Source organism: Mesorhizobium sp. WSM1497 (assembly GCF_001672455.2).
GTDB classification, from domain to species: Bacteria; Pseudomonadota; Alphaproteobacteria; order Rhizobiales; family Rhizobiaceae; genus Mesorhizobium; species Mesorhizobium ciceri.
On record NZ_CP021070.1, the window covers coordinates 6,396,762 to 6,412,195 of the forward strand.

The 15,434-nt window shown below is 58.0% G+C and carries 10 protein-coding genes and 4 pseudogenes; 10 read left to right on the forward strand and 4 right to left on the reverse strand.

All coding sequences use genetic code 11. The annotated features are described in order from the left end of the window. Window positions 1-33: 33 nt before the first annotated feature. The 3 genes from A9K65_RS31205 (at window position 34) to A9K65_RS31215 (ending at window position 3,020) form a co-directional block, all read left to right on the forward strand. Window positions 34-816 (forward strand): helix-turn-helix domain-containing protein, encoded by a 783-nt coding sequence (locus A9K65_RS31205; protein WP_064994932.1) that lies wholly within the window; start codon window positions 34-36, stop codon window positions 814-816. Between the two features lie 189 nt (window positions 817-1,005). Continuing rightward, window positions 1,006-1,974, forward strand: a complete 969-nt coding sequence (locus tag A9K65_RS31210; protein ID WP_176479572.1) for a LysR substrate-binding domain-containing protein — start codon at window positions 1,006-1,008, stop codon at window positions 1,972-1,974. Between the two features lie 194 nt (window positions 1,975-2,168). Next, complete coding sequence (locus tag A9K65_RS31215; RefSeq protein WP_064994934.1) at window positions 2,169-3,020, forward strand: MaoC family dehydratase N-terminal domain-containing protein; 852 nt, start codon at window positions 2,169-2,171, stop codon at window positions 3,018-3,020. Window positions 3,021-3,244: 224 nt separating this feature from the next. On the opposite strand, the pseudogene A9K65_RS31220 reads toward A9K65_RS31215, so the two are convergent. Further along, window positions 3,245-3,997, reverse strand: a pseudogene (locus A9K65_RS31220) (IS630 family transposase); the annotation flags it as partial. A gap of 529 nt (window positions 3,998-4,526) precedes the next feature. Here A9K65_RS31220 and A9K65_RS31225 point away from each other — a divergent pair. Together A9K65_RS31225 and A9K65_RS31230 are read left to right on the forward strand one after the other, a co-directional pair. Beyond that, entirely contained in the window at window positions 4,527-5,447 is a 921-nt protein-coding gene (locus A9K65_RS31225; protein ID WP_064994936.1) for a PLP-dependent aminotransferase family protein, read from the forward strand. 133 nt (window positions 5,448-5,580) lie between these two features. Continuing rightward, the gene (locus A9K65_RS31230; RefSeq protein ID WP_198327544.1) at window positions 5,581-6,243 is read left to right on the forward strand and encodes a hypothetical protein; all 663 of its coding nucleotides are present in this window, start codon (window positions 5,581-5,583) and stop codon (window positions 6,241-6,243) included. A 491-nt stretch (window positions 6,244-6,734) separates the two neighbouring features. On the opposite strand, the gene A9K65_RS31235 is transcribed toward A9K65_RS31230, so the two are convergent. Together A9K65_RS31235 and A9K65_RS31245 are read right to left on the reverse strand one after the other, a co-directional pair. Beyond that, window positions 6,735-7,505: a class I SAM-dependent methyltransferase gene (locus A9K65_RS31235; RefSeq protein ID WP_084016108.1), complete on the reverse strand. Its 771-nt coding sequence runs from the start codon at window positions 7,503-7,505 to the stop codon at window positions 6,735-6,737. Window positions 7,506-8,515: 1,010 nt separating this feature from the next. Continuing rightward, window positions 8,516-9,526, reverse strand: a complete 1,011-nt coding sequence (locus A9K65_RS31245) for an alanine racemase (RefSeq protein WP_084016112.1) — start codon at window positions 9,524-9,526, stop codon at window positions 8,516-8,518. Window positions 9,527-10,602: 1,076 nt separating this feature from the next. Between A9K65_RS31245 and A9K65_RS31250 the strand changes: the two genes are divergently transcribed. Both A9K65_RS31250 and A9K65_RS31255 read left to right on the forward strand, forming a co-directional pair. After that, entirely contained in the window at window positions 10,603-11,874 is a 1,272-nt protein-coding gene (locus A9K65_RS31250) for an acetyl-CoA carboxylase biotin carboxylase subunit family protein (protein ID WP_064994946.1), read from the forward strand. Window positions 11,875-11,938: 64 nt separating this feature from the next. After that, window positions 11,939-13,144: an IS110 family transposase gene (locus A9K65_RS31255; RefSeq protein WP_224684877.1), complete on the forward strand. Its 1,206-nt coding sequence runs from the start codon at window positions 11,939-11,941 to the stop codon at window positions 13,142-13,144. A gap of 66 nt (window positions 13,145-13,210) precedes the next feature. Here the strand turns inward: A9K65_RS31255 and A9K65_RS36680 are convergent, their stop codons facing one another. Then, a complete protein-coding gene (locus A9K65_RS36680; RefSeq protein ID WP_245322137.1) occupies window positions 13,211-13,552 on the reverse strand; it encodes a hypothetical protein in 342 nt (113 codons plus the stop codon). 193 nt (window positions 13,553-13,745) lie between these two features. Here A9K65_RS36680 and A9K65_RS36260 point away from each other — a divergent pair. From A9K65_RS36260 to A9K65_RS36685, 3 pseudogenes are all read left to right on the forward strand, one after another. Further along, window positions 13,746-13,895 (forward strand): annotated as a pseudogene (locus A9K65_RS36260) (integrase); the annotation flags it as partial. 53 nt (window positions 13,896-13,948) lie between these two features. Next, window positions 13,949-14,892: pseudogene (locus A9K65_RS31265) on the forward strand (tyrosine-type recombinase/integrase). A 112-nt stretch (window positions 14,893-15,004) separates the two neighbouring features. Then, a pseudogene (locus tag A9K65_RS36685) lies at window positions 15,005-15,147 on the forward strand (transposase domain-containing protein); the annotation flags it as partial. Window positions 15,148-15,434: the final 287 nt, after the last annotated feature.

Here is a 15,434-nt window from a genome sequence, read left to right on the forward strand (position 1 = left end):
GATCGGGAGGATACAACCGGGATCAACTGCCCAATGTCCGTTTTTGAACCGGTGAGAGCTGTGCAGAGGGGGCTGGCGGTGTTGCGAGCCGTCAGCGAGCATGGACCAATCAATGTGTCGGACATTGCAAACCTCTGCAAATTGCCGCAGCCAACTGTGGTCCGCCTCGTCGAAACGCTGCTCGAGGGCGGTTACGTCTATCGCCAAGCTGGCAAGACGACCTACAAGGTGACCGGGCGGACCCTAGCCCTCAGCCGCGGATATGACCCTCATTATCGCTTGATCGAGCTCGCAATGCCTGTGGTGGAGCAGTTGCATATAGAGATCGGGTGGCCGTCGAATCTGGCGGTCTTCGACGGCGACGCCATGGTGATCGCCTATTCCAACCGCGCCGCGCTGGGATTATCGATCCCAGGCAGGGTTGGTGCGCGCATTCCGCTCGTCGCCACCGGCGTCGGCCTCGTGACCCTTTCGCGCATGTCTCCCGAGGAACGCCGTCAGGCGCTGGCCCGAGGGCAGAGTTCGTCGCGCTGGGATAGCAATCCCACGCTTCTAGCGGCGCTCCCGGAAAGGCTCGAGGACGTCCGTTGCCATGGCTACGCCTTTGCCGAACAGGCTTACCTTGACGAGGTCTACCAGTCACGAATCTGGGCCGTGGCGGTCCCTGTGCCGACCGTGGCCGGTGAATATATCGCCCTCAGCAGCCTGATGCTGCGCATGGCTGGCGACAGGCGGCGGCAGCTCGCCAAGATCCTGCCCAAGCTCACGGCGGCGGCCAACCGCATTGGCCGCCTGCTCTCATCCGATTATTCATGAGGCCAACGCCAGTGCAAAAAGCTCCCGCAACCGCGCTCCTGTCTCAATGCCTTAGAGATCCGCAAGCTGCCTCTCATGCGGGACGACCTTAGACCAGCGAATCGCGCTTTAAGCACGGCATCTTTCTAAGATATAACAGACAGGCATGATCTCGGGACAACACTCGCGACCTGATTGGAGTCAGCCCTTTTGGAACTGCGACAGCTAAGACATTTCCTGATTGTCACGGAATCAGGCGCGCTCTCGAAGGCCTCGAGCATCATTGGAGTCGCCCAGCCAGCCTTGAGTCGCCAGATCAGGCAGTTGGAGGAAGAACTGGGGGTGCAGCTTTTGTATCGCCACGGTCGCGGCGTTCGGGCCACAGAGGAAGGGGCTCAGTTCTATGCCGCCATCGTGCCGGTGCTACGGGAGCTTGATCAGGTCAAATCGGACTTGGTCGCCGCCGCCAAGGTTCCCGCAGGCGACATCGTCTTCGGCATGCCGCCATCCATGAGTGCTGCGATCGGCGCGGAGATCGTGAGCGATTTCTTCGTGCATTATCCGCAGATAAAGCTTCATCTGGTGGACGGCCTTTCCGGCTTCATCAATGAATGGCTGGCCAGCGGCCGCGTCGACATGGCCATCATCAACAATGCACGCAAGGCGCCATATATGCGCATGGACCCCCTGCTCGAGGTCGACCTGCTTTTGTTCGGTCGAAGAAGAGATATTGACGCCATCGCCCCCGACACGGAAACCTTCCCGACCCCTGCGCTGGTCGGCTTGCCGCTCCTGCTCGTCGGCCGCAATCATGGCCTGCGCCGCGAATTGGACGGCGCCATGCAACGGCTTGGCCTTGAGCTTGACATCAAGGCGGAAGTCGATGCTCTGGCGCCGCTCAAGAAACTGGTCCGCGACGGGCATGGCCTGACAGTGCTGCCGCACGGCGTGATCAATTTCGAGGCCAGCAATCCCGAATTCAGCTTCAGGAAGCTGGTCGAGCCCAATCTCACGCAACGCTTCATGCTGGCCTTTTCGCTGCAGAGGCCAACCACACTCGCCATGCGCGAGCTTGCCCGCCGGGTGCGCGTCGAACTTCGCAAGGCCGTCGAAGACGGTCGCATGATGGGACGTCTCAGCAAAGCCTCAATCCCCTATGATGGCTGCGGCGACCTATAACCAAGGGGCATAGCTAGTTTCCCATAACAGGGTCTGTCGCCCGGGCCCGAGAACGCCCATCACAGGCTCGCTTAGTCAGCAACGAAGGGCTCGAGAATGACGTGGCTATCTTCCTTGGCAACCCGCGACCCTGTCGACCGATCCCGGCACGGACTCACGACACACCGCCTGCGCACCCCAAACCGAGCATACTGATGCCTAATTTGGACGTCGAGCGGCTTCGCTCATGGATCGGCCGTGAGGAAAGCGCATCCGATACCATTTCGCCCGATCTGGTTCGACGGTTCAGTGCGGCCATCGATATTAAGGGCGCCGTTCCGTCGCTGGGCGATGCTGCGCCGCTGCTTATCAACTACTGCCTTGCCCCCTCCGCTATGCCAACGAGCTTGCTTGCTGAGGACGGTCATCCAGAGAAGGGCGGTTTTCTGCCCCCGGTCCCGTTGCCGCGACGCATGTGGGCCGGCAGCAGCCTTGCCTTTTCCGGAGCGTTGCGAGTGGGCGACCTGGTCGAGCGGGTCTCGCAGGTGGCCGACGTGGCGGTCAAGGAAGGCCGGACTGGAACGCTTTGCTTCGTAACAGTGGAGCACAAGCTTAGTGTCTTGGGGACAGTCATGATCGAGGAGACGCAGACGATCGTGTACCGAGAGGCAAGCACGGCGCAGGACGCTTCAAACCAGCCGGATACCGAGGCAGCTGCGATGGGATCGCATAACCGGCAGGTCGGCGTCTCCGTTCCGTTGCTCTTTCGCTATTCGGCGCTGACGTTCAACGCCCATCGCATCCACTATGACCGCCCTTACGCCGTCGAGGTCGAGCATTATTCCGGCCTTGTCATTCATGCACCGCTGCAGGCGACACTGCTTTTGAACTATGCGGCCGAATTGAAGGGCAAGCCCCCGTCGAAGTTCGTTTTCCGCGCGGCTTCATCGCTCTTTGATGATGAATCCATAAACCTGCATGCGGCGGAGGAAGACGGAAAAATGAAACTTTGGACCGCGCGTCAAGATGGTCCAGTAGCGATGATCGCGGAGGCAGCCTGGGGATGAGCCTCAGCAACGTCACAGCTGCGAGGCGTGCGGGCAGAGCTTGTGCCGTCATTGCGGCTTGCAGGCGTGGCGGTCGAACCTGTTCTGAGCTCCACCGACCAGGCCGAGCAGATCGCCACACCGCTCGCTAACTCGCGCCTTCGCATCCGCGTGCAGGCGGAGGATCTTAATGCCCGTTCTAACATCACCAGCCTTCCCCACCAGACTGCTAGAGCGAGATGAGATTAGCTCCGGTCATAGCCTGAGTTTGCGAAATAGTTTGAGCATTCGTGTTGAGTGACACGATTGAGGGTTTGGCCGATTGCGTCGCAGACGGCTTCGACGGTTCGCTTTGCCGCTTTTCGCAGCCAGTGCTTGAGCTTGGCGAAGAGCTGTTCGATTGGAGAGATCGGGCGAGTATTTGGGCAGGAAGAAGAGCTTCGCCCCGGCTTTGCGAATGGCGCGCCGAACGGCCTTGCTTTTGTGAGAGCCGAGATTGTCCATCACAACGATGTCGCCCGACTGGAGGGTGGGTACGAGAACCTTCTCGACATAGAGGAGGAACCTCTCGCCGTTGATTGGTCCGTCGATGAGCCAAGGCGCTTCGACGCGATCATGGCGCAGCGCAGCCAGGAAGGTCATGGTCTTCCAGTGGCCATGCGGCACTTTGGCCTTGATCCGCTGTCCGACCGGCGCCCAGCCTCTGAGCGGGGCCATGTTGGTCTTGGTCCAGGTCTCGTCGATGAACACCAGGCGGGTGGGATCGATCCGGTCCTGATACAGAACCCATTGCATCCGTCGGCGCGCAACATCGGGACGATCTTGCTCGCAGGCGATCAGCGTCTTTTTTTGTGAGACAGCTTCTCGGCGTGCACGAACTCCCACACCGAGCGGCAGTCGACCTTCAGGCCGCGCTCGCCGAGTTCGGCCACAAGGCCGCGCAAGGTGAAGTCCTTCTCCCGGCAGCGCTCGACAAGCCAGTCGCGCCACGCTCCCGATACGCCAAATCGAGCAGCCGCCGCAACAACCCGTTCGCGCAGGTCCATCGAATATCCAACCATCCATGCTGGCCTCCGCCCAGCATCAAGGTTGAATCAGATCAACGCTGATTTGGGAATCCCACGACTCCCATAAATCTCATCCCGCTCTAGGGCACTCGTTGGCCTTCTTGCTTCCTGACCCAGGCGCTGTCGAACGAATGCGGACTACGCAACTCCCGCGACACAGATCGCTCCCCGCCTATCTCAACCCGGCATAGCTGATAATAGTAACGCGCGACTGCATTTATAACGGTGCTTGGCTACGATTTCTTCCGCCAGACAGAGAGAGTGAGACTATGCCCAAACGCATCAATTTCGCACGCGGAGTTCCTGCCGAAGAAGCCTTTCCACGCGCGCAGTTGGAGCTCTGCGTCCAAGGGTTGGCGTCATCCCGCGAGGTTGTCGCCTACCAGTATGGGCCCGCGGTCGGGCCCCTGCCGCTGCGGGAATGGCTCGCCGACTATCATGGTGTGGACATGCCAACGTGATGGCTGCTGACGGCTCTGTCGGTCTGTTCGACATTTTGTGTCGCATTTGGCTGAAGCCCGGCAAAACCGTGCTCATCGAGGAGCCTTGCTACGACCGAGTGGTCCACCTGCTGCGCCACTACGGCGCAAATGTCATCGCCATACCGATGGAAGCGGATGGACCGGCGCTCGAGCCGTTGAACGCCGCGGCGCGGCGCGGGCCCGTCTTCATGTATACAGTTCCGGATTTCCAAAATCCAACCGGCACCACGTGGTCATCCACCAAGCGTCAGCATCTTGTCGATCTGGCGAGGACCCATGATTTCCGGATTGTCGAAGACAGCCCCTATCGCTTTCTTCGCTACAAGGGCGCCCAAGAGCCGTCAATCCTCGATATTGGCCGCGATGTAACGGTCCAGCTCAATTCTTTCTCCAAGGTGATCGCGCCTGGTCTTCGCGCAGCCTATCTCATTGCGCCGCCGCATACCATCAGCGCGGCGGCCAAGGTGGCTGAGAGCACCTACGTAACGCCTGGCAACTTCGCGCTCTCGGTGACTGGCGAATGGCTCCGCCGTGGGTTTTTAGGCGATCAGCTTGCCGCCCTTGGGCATCTCTATGCGCCGCGTCTGGAGGCGATGGTCTCGGCACTGGACGAATTCATGGCCGGCCATCGCTATGTGCGGCCCGACGGCGGCGTATTTGTGGGAGTGACACTCGCGCACCCGGTGGATGCTCAGCGGCTGCGCAAGGAGGCCAGCAATGCGGGGCTAGACGTCGCCGATGGCGACGGGTTTTTCGTCAGCAAGCCGTCAGCGACGTTCTCGCGCTTGCCATTCTCCTCGATGGATGAGGTTACCGTGCGCAGGGGCGTAGAGGTCCTGTCAGCATTATTGGGAAGGATCTCGCCAAGCACTAAAGTCGAACAAGTTGATCCCGAGTAATTCGCGGTATCTGGCTTTGCCTTGAAATAGGCCCCCGGACGCTAGAGAGTAATGCTGATCATCGGGCAATCTGTGGGCTCGACTCGCATCGACACCGGAACATTCAATAGGAGCAGGAGCAGTCCAAGTGACAATGAACGAGAACGAGATCCTGGAGCGTGGTGCGGCGCTCGGGGTCAGCGCATGGTCGGATGCATTGGACGAACTCGGAATCAAGGGGACTATTCAGGGCATCGCGCGACGGAGCGGCAGCGGCTGCATGATCGGCTTCGCGGTCACTGCGCGCGAATTAACCGGTGTATTGGGCGATTTTGAGAAGGCCGACTTCGCGGTCGGCCAGCTGATTGAAGCGACGGGCCCTGGCAAGGTGTTGATGGTGGATATGAACGGTGAGCCCATTTCGACAATGGGCGGTCTTGCCGCCATAGCCGCAAAAAATCGGCAGGCTACGGCTGTCGTGATAGACGGCGCCTGCCGAGACTTAGATGAAATTCGCGAAACGGGACTGTGGCTTTCAAGCCGGTGGGTTGCACCTACAACGGGCAAAACCCGGGTGAAGCTTCTTCCAATTGGTTGTGACATCATGATGGGGGGTATTTCAGTATCACAAGGAGATCTTGTGATCGGTGATGATACGGGAATTATGGCTGTACCGCGTGCCCGAGTAGAAGAGATTCTGGCGAAAGCAGAGAGAATAGTAGCTATTGATGCGCAGGTGGAAGAGCGTATTCGCGCGGGCGAGAGTTTTGGCTCAGCCGCTGCTGCGGCCGGCTATATTCCAGCGCGCAAGACTTGAACAATAGCATGACGAGATTGGCCGCGATGACGCTTTCCGCGCGCGAGAATGTCGCCTGCCGCTGGTTAATCTTCTGACAAAGGACAAGGCGGTAGGGTGCGTTCAATCGCCCATATTTGAGCATGCCCGCCTTTACAGCGTCGTGGTCGATAGGTGCAACACTCAGATTCTCGCGCCCCACCGTGGCTCGGCTGCCTAAGAGTGAGTCGGCGGCCGAAGCCGCAATGGGCGACCTCGCTTTCCTGCCGAACAACAGGCTCGACAAACTCTTAGAAGCGACAGCGGTGGAGGAGGCATTATTAATGCCGTGGCGCGGAGTGGCCGGCGCTTCGGATTGGGTAGCTTCAGCGGGCATGCTTGCCTCCAGTGTGAGAGTTTAGCGACCTCACTTTGCCACAGCGCAGGTCGCTATCCACCTCATAGGATTTGGACTCGTTGCCCTGCAGCTACCTCGATGTCCTTGCCGCCACAACAGACAGTAACTATCGGTATTATTTGCGGGCGACAATGACGAGGCGAGGACCATCGGATGTAAACGCTGCGCCTTCCTCCCCATAAGCGTCAACACTTTCGAATCCCGCGCTCCGCAACATGCGAGCGCATTCCGCAAACCCATAGAGTCTAAAATAAAGATGGGTTCGTCTAACGCACCCATTGCGAACGATAAGCCTATCGCAATGCCGACGACCGGTTAGCACCTCGGTGCTCATCATATCGATTCTTAGATCGTCATTACGCTGTGCAACGTAACAGGTAGGCGCCCCGTGGCTTGGCACAGCGAAAATATTTAAGTGATCGATGAGCAGACGCCCGCCTTTTCGAAGTGAGGAGGCGGCTTCACGAAGAACTCTCTCATTGTCCGCGTCGCTGAAATAACCAAACGTCAAATGCCACAGAAAGGCTGCGTCAAATCCATCCCGCCAGGGAAGAGAACGCATGTCGCCAAGAACATATTCGACATCCATCCCGCTTTCTGCCGCATCTGCTTTGGCTTTTTTCAGCAGGATCGGCGAGATATCCAATCCGGTTACCCGCGCTCCTTTCTCCGCCAACCGGTTGGTAATCCGCCCATAACCACATCCGAGTTCAAGAACTGGGCTGCCTTGTGCGAGACAAAGAAGCTTCCAAATTGCGTCTGCTTGCCTGTCACTCGCTTCTGGCGAATGTACGACGTCTCCAAAGTACGAGTAATCCTCATTGAAATATACATCATGTTCATCCGAGCGCTCCGTCGAGCACAATTTATTTGATCTGCCGGTCATACGTTCAAATCTCCAATTTAATTTCGATCAAGTGTACATTGTAAACCGTTGACATTTCTGTAGGTTTTTTGGCTTACCAGAATTCACCTTCGCAAGAGACGGGAAGTCTTCGAACTGTTTTCTCGGTCAGGGAGCAAGCTCTCCAGATGGCCCACGGTGTCGATGAATGAGATCGGCAAACGGGCAATGGAAGATCGCTCGCAAAACGTGTGCCCATGGCTGATAGGTCATTGTGAATGTGGCCTAACTGTTGGGAGGGATGAACAAGCAGTGGAAATGCGTACCCTTGCGTGGTGACATCGAGGTGATTTCCGCCTGCCGTTTGACGGCCTTAGCGGTGCATTCCGCAGTCAGCACGTCTTCTGGCAAAGCGATGACGACAGGACCGGGAACGTCCGTCGTAGCTGCCTGCAGCGAACGCAGCATTGTCTCTGCGGCGTTCTGGAACTGTGATTTCGGCTGTCCATTTGCCGATCGAGCCGAACATATCGCACTCGATTCTGGAAAGGACTCCCGGCGCAGGTCTTGCGCCGCGACTTGCCCCACAATGAGGATAAAGGCGACGCCGTCCAGTTGGGCCGCATGTACCGCAATGAGGCGTTAGGAGCGCCAAGACCGCGGCTGACACAGGCGACGCCGGGCCGACCCGAAGCCTTGCGTCGGTAAGCGCCATGAAATCTGCACCACTTTCAAAAGACAGTTTCGACATCGCTCCGCCCATACAGTGCGTCAAGGAGGCCAAGTTAGCTCTCGCCAGGCACGCAGAACACGCGATCTATCTTATGTGGAATAAATGTATCGACGATATGCTCGCCAACAGTTGCCATATGCAGAACTCCATTAATCGGTGCAATTTGACTTCTTCTGTCAAATCCGCCAGACGCAGGCGAGGGTAGGCCAGCCAAAGTGACTGGAAGGCTCGAATGTATCAAAATTCCACACACTGTGTTTGCGCAGCCAACCCTTTTGTCGCAGCCACCCGCTGCGAGGAAGTGCCGGACTCATCCTAATCAGACACTATAACTTCTAGTTACATACGGTGAACTCATAAGGCGTACAAAACTGCTATAATACACAGTAAACTCAACCGCGTCGCCGACTTTAAGTAAAGTTGCACCGGGCGTTTGTTCAACAATGGTGTGATCGCTACTGCTATCTATCACCCGCAGGTCGCTTTGAATCGGGCGCAGTGCGCGAATATCCGTATCAAGATTCCCTATCTCAAGCAGCGCGATTGGTCGATCACATAGAACCTTGGTTTGGATCACCTTGATTTCAAGCACGGCGGTATCCGTCGCGAGTCCGGGCAGAGCCGGCGTGTCGTCGACGCTAGTTAGACGCCCGATGATTGGCATTGTTCCCAATCGAAGATGATTGAGACCTGACGGAACAAATCCGGACTTGAGAATGTGATCATACACAAGCGAGGTGGCGAACGACTTAGCCTTCAAAACACGTCCAAGCGCACTTTCTACCTCGTTGCATATCTCTCCAAAGCGCCCCAGGGTGGTCTCCACGAAGGCCGGGTCGCTTGCATGCATAAAATAAATACCCAATCCGTAAAGCTCAACATGCGCCATCCTCTCGACTTCATCGCAGGCGCGCAGAAGCTCATTGGGCTGAAAGCCTTCCCGGCCGGTACCGAGGTCAAGCATGAGGATTACACGATGCGGAGCAGGCGGCCGTAATTGTTCGACCTTCCGGATCGTATCCAGATCGGATTGCAAACTGCCATTGCACAATTCCACCATTCGCTCACGCTGGTCCGGCGCTGGCGACCGAAGAAGCCAGAATTCCCCTTCTATGTTTGCCTCTCTCAGGCGCTCGAGGTTGCTCATCCGGGAATCCCCAAACTGCGAGATGCCGGCGGCCGCAATCGCCCGAACTATGTTGGGGTCACCGCAGCAGCTTTTGACAACGACCATTAAGGAATGGCCGTTGTGTCGCAAAGCTTCCCGAATAATTGCTGCATTGTGGGTGATTTTCTGAAGTTCAATTTTTAGAAGTGGGCCGAAGCTCATCACGGCGTTCCGATCCTTCTCCTGAGTTTGCGCGGTACCCCCAGATTGCTCATTGTTTCTCTCTTTTCGATGCCCGTGGCCTCTTGTACGTATGGCAGACCATTACCTCTTGTGCCCTCAACCAGGATGAATGCTCTCCTTGCCATGGGTTGTTGGTTCCGATCTTGCATGCTTGGGCTGCAGGTCCGATCGTCAGGTCTTTTATGCGCACCTGACCTCTATATTTATAGCGTTGTCAGGAGCTCCTCAGTGTGAAGATACTGCAAAATAGTTTGAAGAAAAACGATCGTGGTCGAGTAGGGCAGCCATTCGGCTTTCGCCCTCACAGGTCCTGGCGGGCGGATTTCCCGCATCAATGTGCTCAAACACATTTGATGCGTAATGTGGCTTCGGTAGAAATGGTGGCGTCACAGGAGTCGCGGCGATCGCCGGAAGGTAGAGAATGCAATCCGGGGCCATAATCAAAGGTTCGCATGGCTGCACGCCAGGATCGGTCCTCGGCGATCGCTTCCGACCTGTTCAGGCTATGGGAATTTGCCGCGCATTTCAAGGAAGTCAAAACTCCGAGGTGATCCGATATGCAACGTCACGACGTGCCGCACTCGAACACTTCCTCAACGACGGACGGGCGAACTCGATTCCACTATCGTCGCGCGCCACCATCAGGCCGCAAACAAAAAATCAGAAAGGTCTCTTCGTTGGCTCCGAAGGCAGTGGACGTGTGTGGGGACCATAGCAACCACGTCGCAGACGGCAAAAAAAGTGAACGGTATTCATCCAATCGTCTAGCTCCAGCAAACCCTTCAGCGCATCGCCAAGGGGCTGGACAATCGCCCGCATCGATCGGCTCGTGTGGTGGAACTTCAGCCGGATACGCTAGGAGCTAACGGCTCCATACCCCCCGTCCCGAGCAAAACCTCGCAACCGATTCTTCAAACGAATTTACAGAAACTTTGCAGTCGTCAATCGCCGAATATAGTACGTTCTCCGCAGCGTCTGTGATCATGCAAAACTGAAACAGCTGATCCCAACTTACGCTCGGACTACCGCACAGTATGCAACGGAGGTCGACGGAGATGGCAAGAAGAGCGCTCATCCTAGTTGAAGGCCATAGGGGCAATGGTCTGCAATACATCCAGGAGGCCCAGCGTCTCGGGCTTGATCCAATTGCCCTAGCGGCAGATCCAACCCAGTACGACTATCTTGCCGCAGAAAGCATTGAAGCTATTCGGATCGATACAGGCAATCTCGATGCGCTGGTCCGCGAATGTCACCGGCTGAGTGCTATATATGACATTGCTGGCATTACTGGCTTTGCGGGCGGCGATGAATCTGCCTCTGTGACAGTCGGCAAGCTCTGTCGACAGTTCGATCTACCGGGGCCGAACCCCGCATCAATCGAACGTTGCTGCGACAAATTCGTTCAACATCAGCTCCTCGCGGAGGCCGGCGTTCCAATGCCGGCTTATCGCTTGGCAACGGATGCGGCGGGGGTAGAAAGCTCTGCCGCGGAGATCGGCCTTCCGGTGATTGTTAAGCCAGCGGTAGGCAGCGGCAGCATCGGAGTCCGATTGTGCCGCAATGCTGATGAAGTGGCCGAACAAACAAGCTATTTGTTGAGCGGCAAGCACATATGGCGATCCTCCCCGAGGATACTGGTCGAGGAATTCGCACAAGGCCCCCATTATAGCGTCGACACAATGGGGAATGAGGTCGTTGCCATTGCCATCGCTGACTTCGGCCTCCCGCCTCATTTTGTCTGTCATAAGTACACCTATCCGGCCGTGCTGACTGATGACGAAGATAAGCGTATCGTCGAAGTCTCGCTGAGCTGTCTGCGGGCTCTCAACCTCGGCTGGGGGCCAGCGAACATTGATCTCCGATGGACGAAGCTTGGCCCAGTCGTGATTGAAGTTAATCCACGCCTCGGTGGCGCTCCCGCACCTCAACTGGTTCAGCTGGCTTACGGTGTCGATCTTATCTCCGAGCACATCAAACTTGTCATTGGCGAAGAATGGGATTTACGCAGAAAGCGTTCCCACATTGCGGCCGCGCGGATCATGATTCCCGACCGCGATGGTATCCTCAATTGGATCAAAGGCGGCAATCGGGCGGCTGCGGTACCAGGTGTCGCCGAGGTCAAGTTGCATGTCGAACCCAAGGCGCTGATCATCAGGAAAGGCGATTACCTGGACCGCATCGGATTTGTTACCGCCGCTTCACCCAGCCTTGCTCGGACGGAAGCCATACTTCAGCGTGCAGTCGACTTAATCGATTGGTCGATCACACCATTCCTGACCACTGGCGAACCGGAGCAATCTGCAGAACGCCATCCTCCCCTTCGCTAGCTCTAGATGACACTGACACTGCATTTGAGGATTGCTTCATGTTTCATGTGTTCAGTAAGACCGTATGTCCGCTTCTGCCGGTGAGGTGGCTCACCCTACACTGCGCGTCCGAGGGTTGCTCGGGCGGTCCGAGCCGATCCTCATCACAGGAGGACGAGCCGTGGCAGATTATAGGGAAGCATTTGTCGGAATCGATGTCGCTAAGCTGAGGAACGCCATCGCGATTGCGGAAGCCGGCCGGGAGGGAGAGGTTCGGTTCTTCGGCGAGGTCGACGCATCGGATACGAGTATGCGCCGCGTTATCCAACGGATCGCTGCCAAGTTCGATCGCATCCACCTATGCTACGAGGCGGGCCCAACCGGCTATGGCCTTTACCGGCTGATCCGTTCCCTTGGCCATGAATGCACCGTGGTCGCGCCATCGCTGATTCCAAGGAAGCCTGGCGATCGGGTGAAAACGAACCGCCGGGATGCTCTTTCATTGGCAAGGCTGCTGCGCGCCGGCGAACTGACGGCGGTATGGGTTCCCGATGAAGATCACGAAGCCATGCGAGATCTCGTTCGCGCCCGGGCAGCCGCGGTCGAGACGCTGCGGGTCCATCGCCAGCAGGTGAGCGCTTTCATGCTCAAGCATGGTCGTGCCTATCCGCGCACGAAGAACTGGACCATGCGCTACCTGCGTTGGTTGCAGGAGCAGCGGTTCGATTATCCTGCACATCAGATCGCGCTCCAGGAAATGGTCGAAGCGGTGCGCGTCTCGAAAGAGCGTGTGGAACGGCTTGATCGCGTGATCGAAGAGTTCATCCCGAACTGGTCGCTGGCGCCGATCGTGCGAGCGCTCCAGACATTGCGTGGGGTCGATCTGATCGTCGCCGTGACGTTCGCCACCGAGGTCGGCGACGTAAGCCGTTTTGAGAGCCCTCGCCAGCTCATGGGCTATCTCGGCCTCGTTCCCGGCGAGCGGTCGACTGGAGAGACAATCAGGCGTGGCGGCATCACCAAGGCAGGCAATGGCCGCGTTCGCCACATGCTGGTTGAGAGCGCCTGGACCTATCGACATCCACCCCGGATCGGCAAGGCGAAGCTGTACCGGTTGGAGCAGGCACCGCCGAAAGTCCGTGAGATCGCATGGAAGGCTCAGGCCCGCCTGACGACCCGGTATCGAAAGCTGGTTGCGCGAGGCAAGCGAACGACGGTGGTCTGCACGGCGATCGCCCGCGAACTAGTCGGCTTCATGTGGGCCGTCGCCAGGGAGGCACGCTCCACCTGATCGCTCGCCGCGGCAGTCTACACCTCGCGCATGGGCGGAGGCGGGACCACGGCAGGGGAATGCCCGTCAGACGCTTTGTGGCCGGCAAATTGACCGACGCCCGCAGTAAGATAGGAACAGCCCCGGACGCACAATCGGGAATGCGGTAGCCAACCCGCGCATCAGAGCTTGATCACCGACGTCCTTCAGTTCCGCCTCCACCCATGCGCGCTCATCAGAATGAGCAGCCGTTCCTCGGATCGGGCGACCTTCTGCGTTCCAAACCTTGACAGCGGACATCAGAGCGGTGTTCTCAGGCCACGGCCTTGAGCATGAGCTTGTTGATGTAGGCCCAAGGCAACAGATCATCGATCTGCTATTAGGGTGGCCGTTGACTACCCTGGTGAGGACATCGTCGAGATATCCCAGCGGCTCAACGCCGTTGAGCTTGCAGGTTTATGCCGATCGCCGAACTATGCCGAGTGAACAAGTTTTTACCAACACTTTCTCAACGCAAGTGACTATCTGCAACGCAGCACACTGTATCGGAAGCTGATCCACGGGCCATTTGGCGAGTTTGCACGCGTTTATGCGGGCAGATTGTCGGACGAAGGCTTCGGTCGGCGAAGATGTCGAGCGGGAACTGCCGGTCCTCTCGACCTTTCTCGGCCACACCAATGTTCGCGACACTTACTGGTATCTATCCGCCGCGCCGGAGTTAATGACCCATGCCGCGCGACTGCTGGATGAGCGGTGGGAGGTTCGCTCATGAGTGCCTCGAAAGATCTGGCCGTGCTGATCGAGCGGTGGTTCACCGATCGGCTCATGCGACATCGAGGCGTAAGCTCCAACACCATCGCCTCCTATCGCGGCACCTTCCGGCTCCTGTTTGCATTCGCGCAGACACGCCTTGGCAGGTCTCCGTCGCAGTTGACACTGCGGGATTTGGACGCGCCTTTCATCGGCGCATTCCTGGAGGACCTCGAGACACTGCGATCCGCCTCAGTGAGGACCCGGAATCTCCGTCTCACGGCCATTCGGTCTTTCTTCAGATATGCGTCGTTCGAGGAGCCGGCCCATAGCGCCCAGATTCAACGCGTGCTCGCGATCCCGAGCAAGCGATGCGACAAGCGACAGCTTCAGTTTCTCACTAGGCCCGAGATTGAAGCGATCCTGGCCTGTCCGGATCGCAGCACATGGCTGGGACGCCGTGATCACACTCTGCTGTTGCTGGCCGCGCAAACGGGGTTGCGGGTCTCGGAGATCATCGATCTCCACCAGGACTCGGTGATGCTGGGGCACGGTGCCCACGTGCGATGCGTTGGCAAGGGCCGCAAGGAGCGAAGTACGCCGCTCACCAAGGTTGCACAGCAAGCCCTTCGGGGCTGGCTCAACGAGCCCAGGAAGCGGGGTACAACGGCTCTCTTTCCGAACATGCACGGCGGCAGGCTGAGCGCCGAGGCGTGCAGGCGCTGCTGAACAAATATGTCGCCAAGGCTCGCGAACACTGCGTCCCCCTCCGCTCGAAGCGGGTGTCGCCCCATGTTTTGAGGCACAGCGCTGCCATGGAGCTGCTGCAGGCGGGCGTCGATTGTTCGGTCATCGCCCTATGGCTGGGCCATGAGGCGATGGAAACAACGCTGACCTATCTTCACGCACATCTTGAGCTGAAGGAATCCGCACTTGCCAAGCTGAAGCCATACGAACGCGCAAAGGCCGAACGATTTCGACCAAACGACCGGCTTCTCGCGTTCCTGAACGCCCTTTGAGCATGAGACCTATGCCGAGTGTGAACGACCGGTTCTTGGTCGAAATGGCAGGCAAAGCGCGTCATACCGCCATGATCGGAAGAGGCTCGGCATAGTTCGGCGGTCGGCATAAACCTGCAAACTCAACGGCGTCGAGCCGCTGGGCTATCTCGACGATGTCCTCACCAGGGTAGTCAACGGCCACCCTAATAGCAGATCGATGATCTGTTGCCTTGGGCCTACATCAACAAGCTCATGCTCAAGGCCGTGGCCTGAGAACACCGCTCTGATGTCCGCTGTCAAGGTTTGGAACGCAGAAGGTCGCCCGATCCGAGGAACGGCTGCTCATTCTGATGAGCGCGCATGGGTGGAGGCGGAACTGAAGGACGTCGGTGATCAAGCTCTGATGCGCGGGTTGGCTACCGCATTCCCGATTGTGCGTCCGGGGCTGTTCCTATCTTACTGCGGGCGTCGGTCAATTTGCCGGCCACAAAGCGTCTGACGGGCATTCCCCTGCCGTGGTCCCGCCTCCGCCCATGCGCGAGGTGTAGACTGCCGCGGCG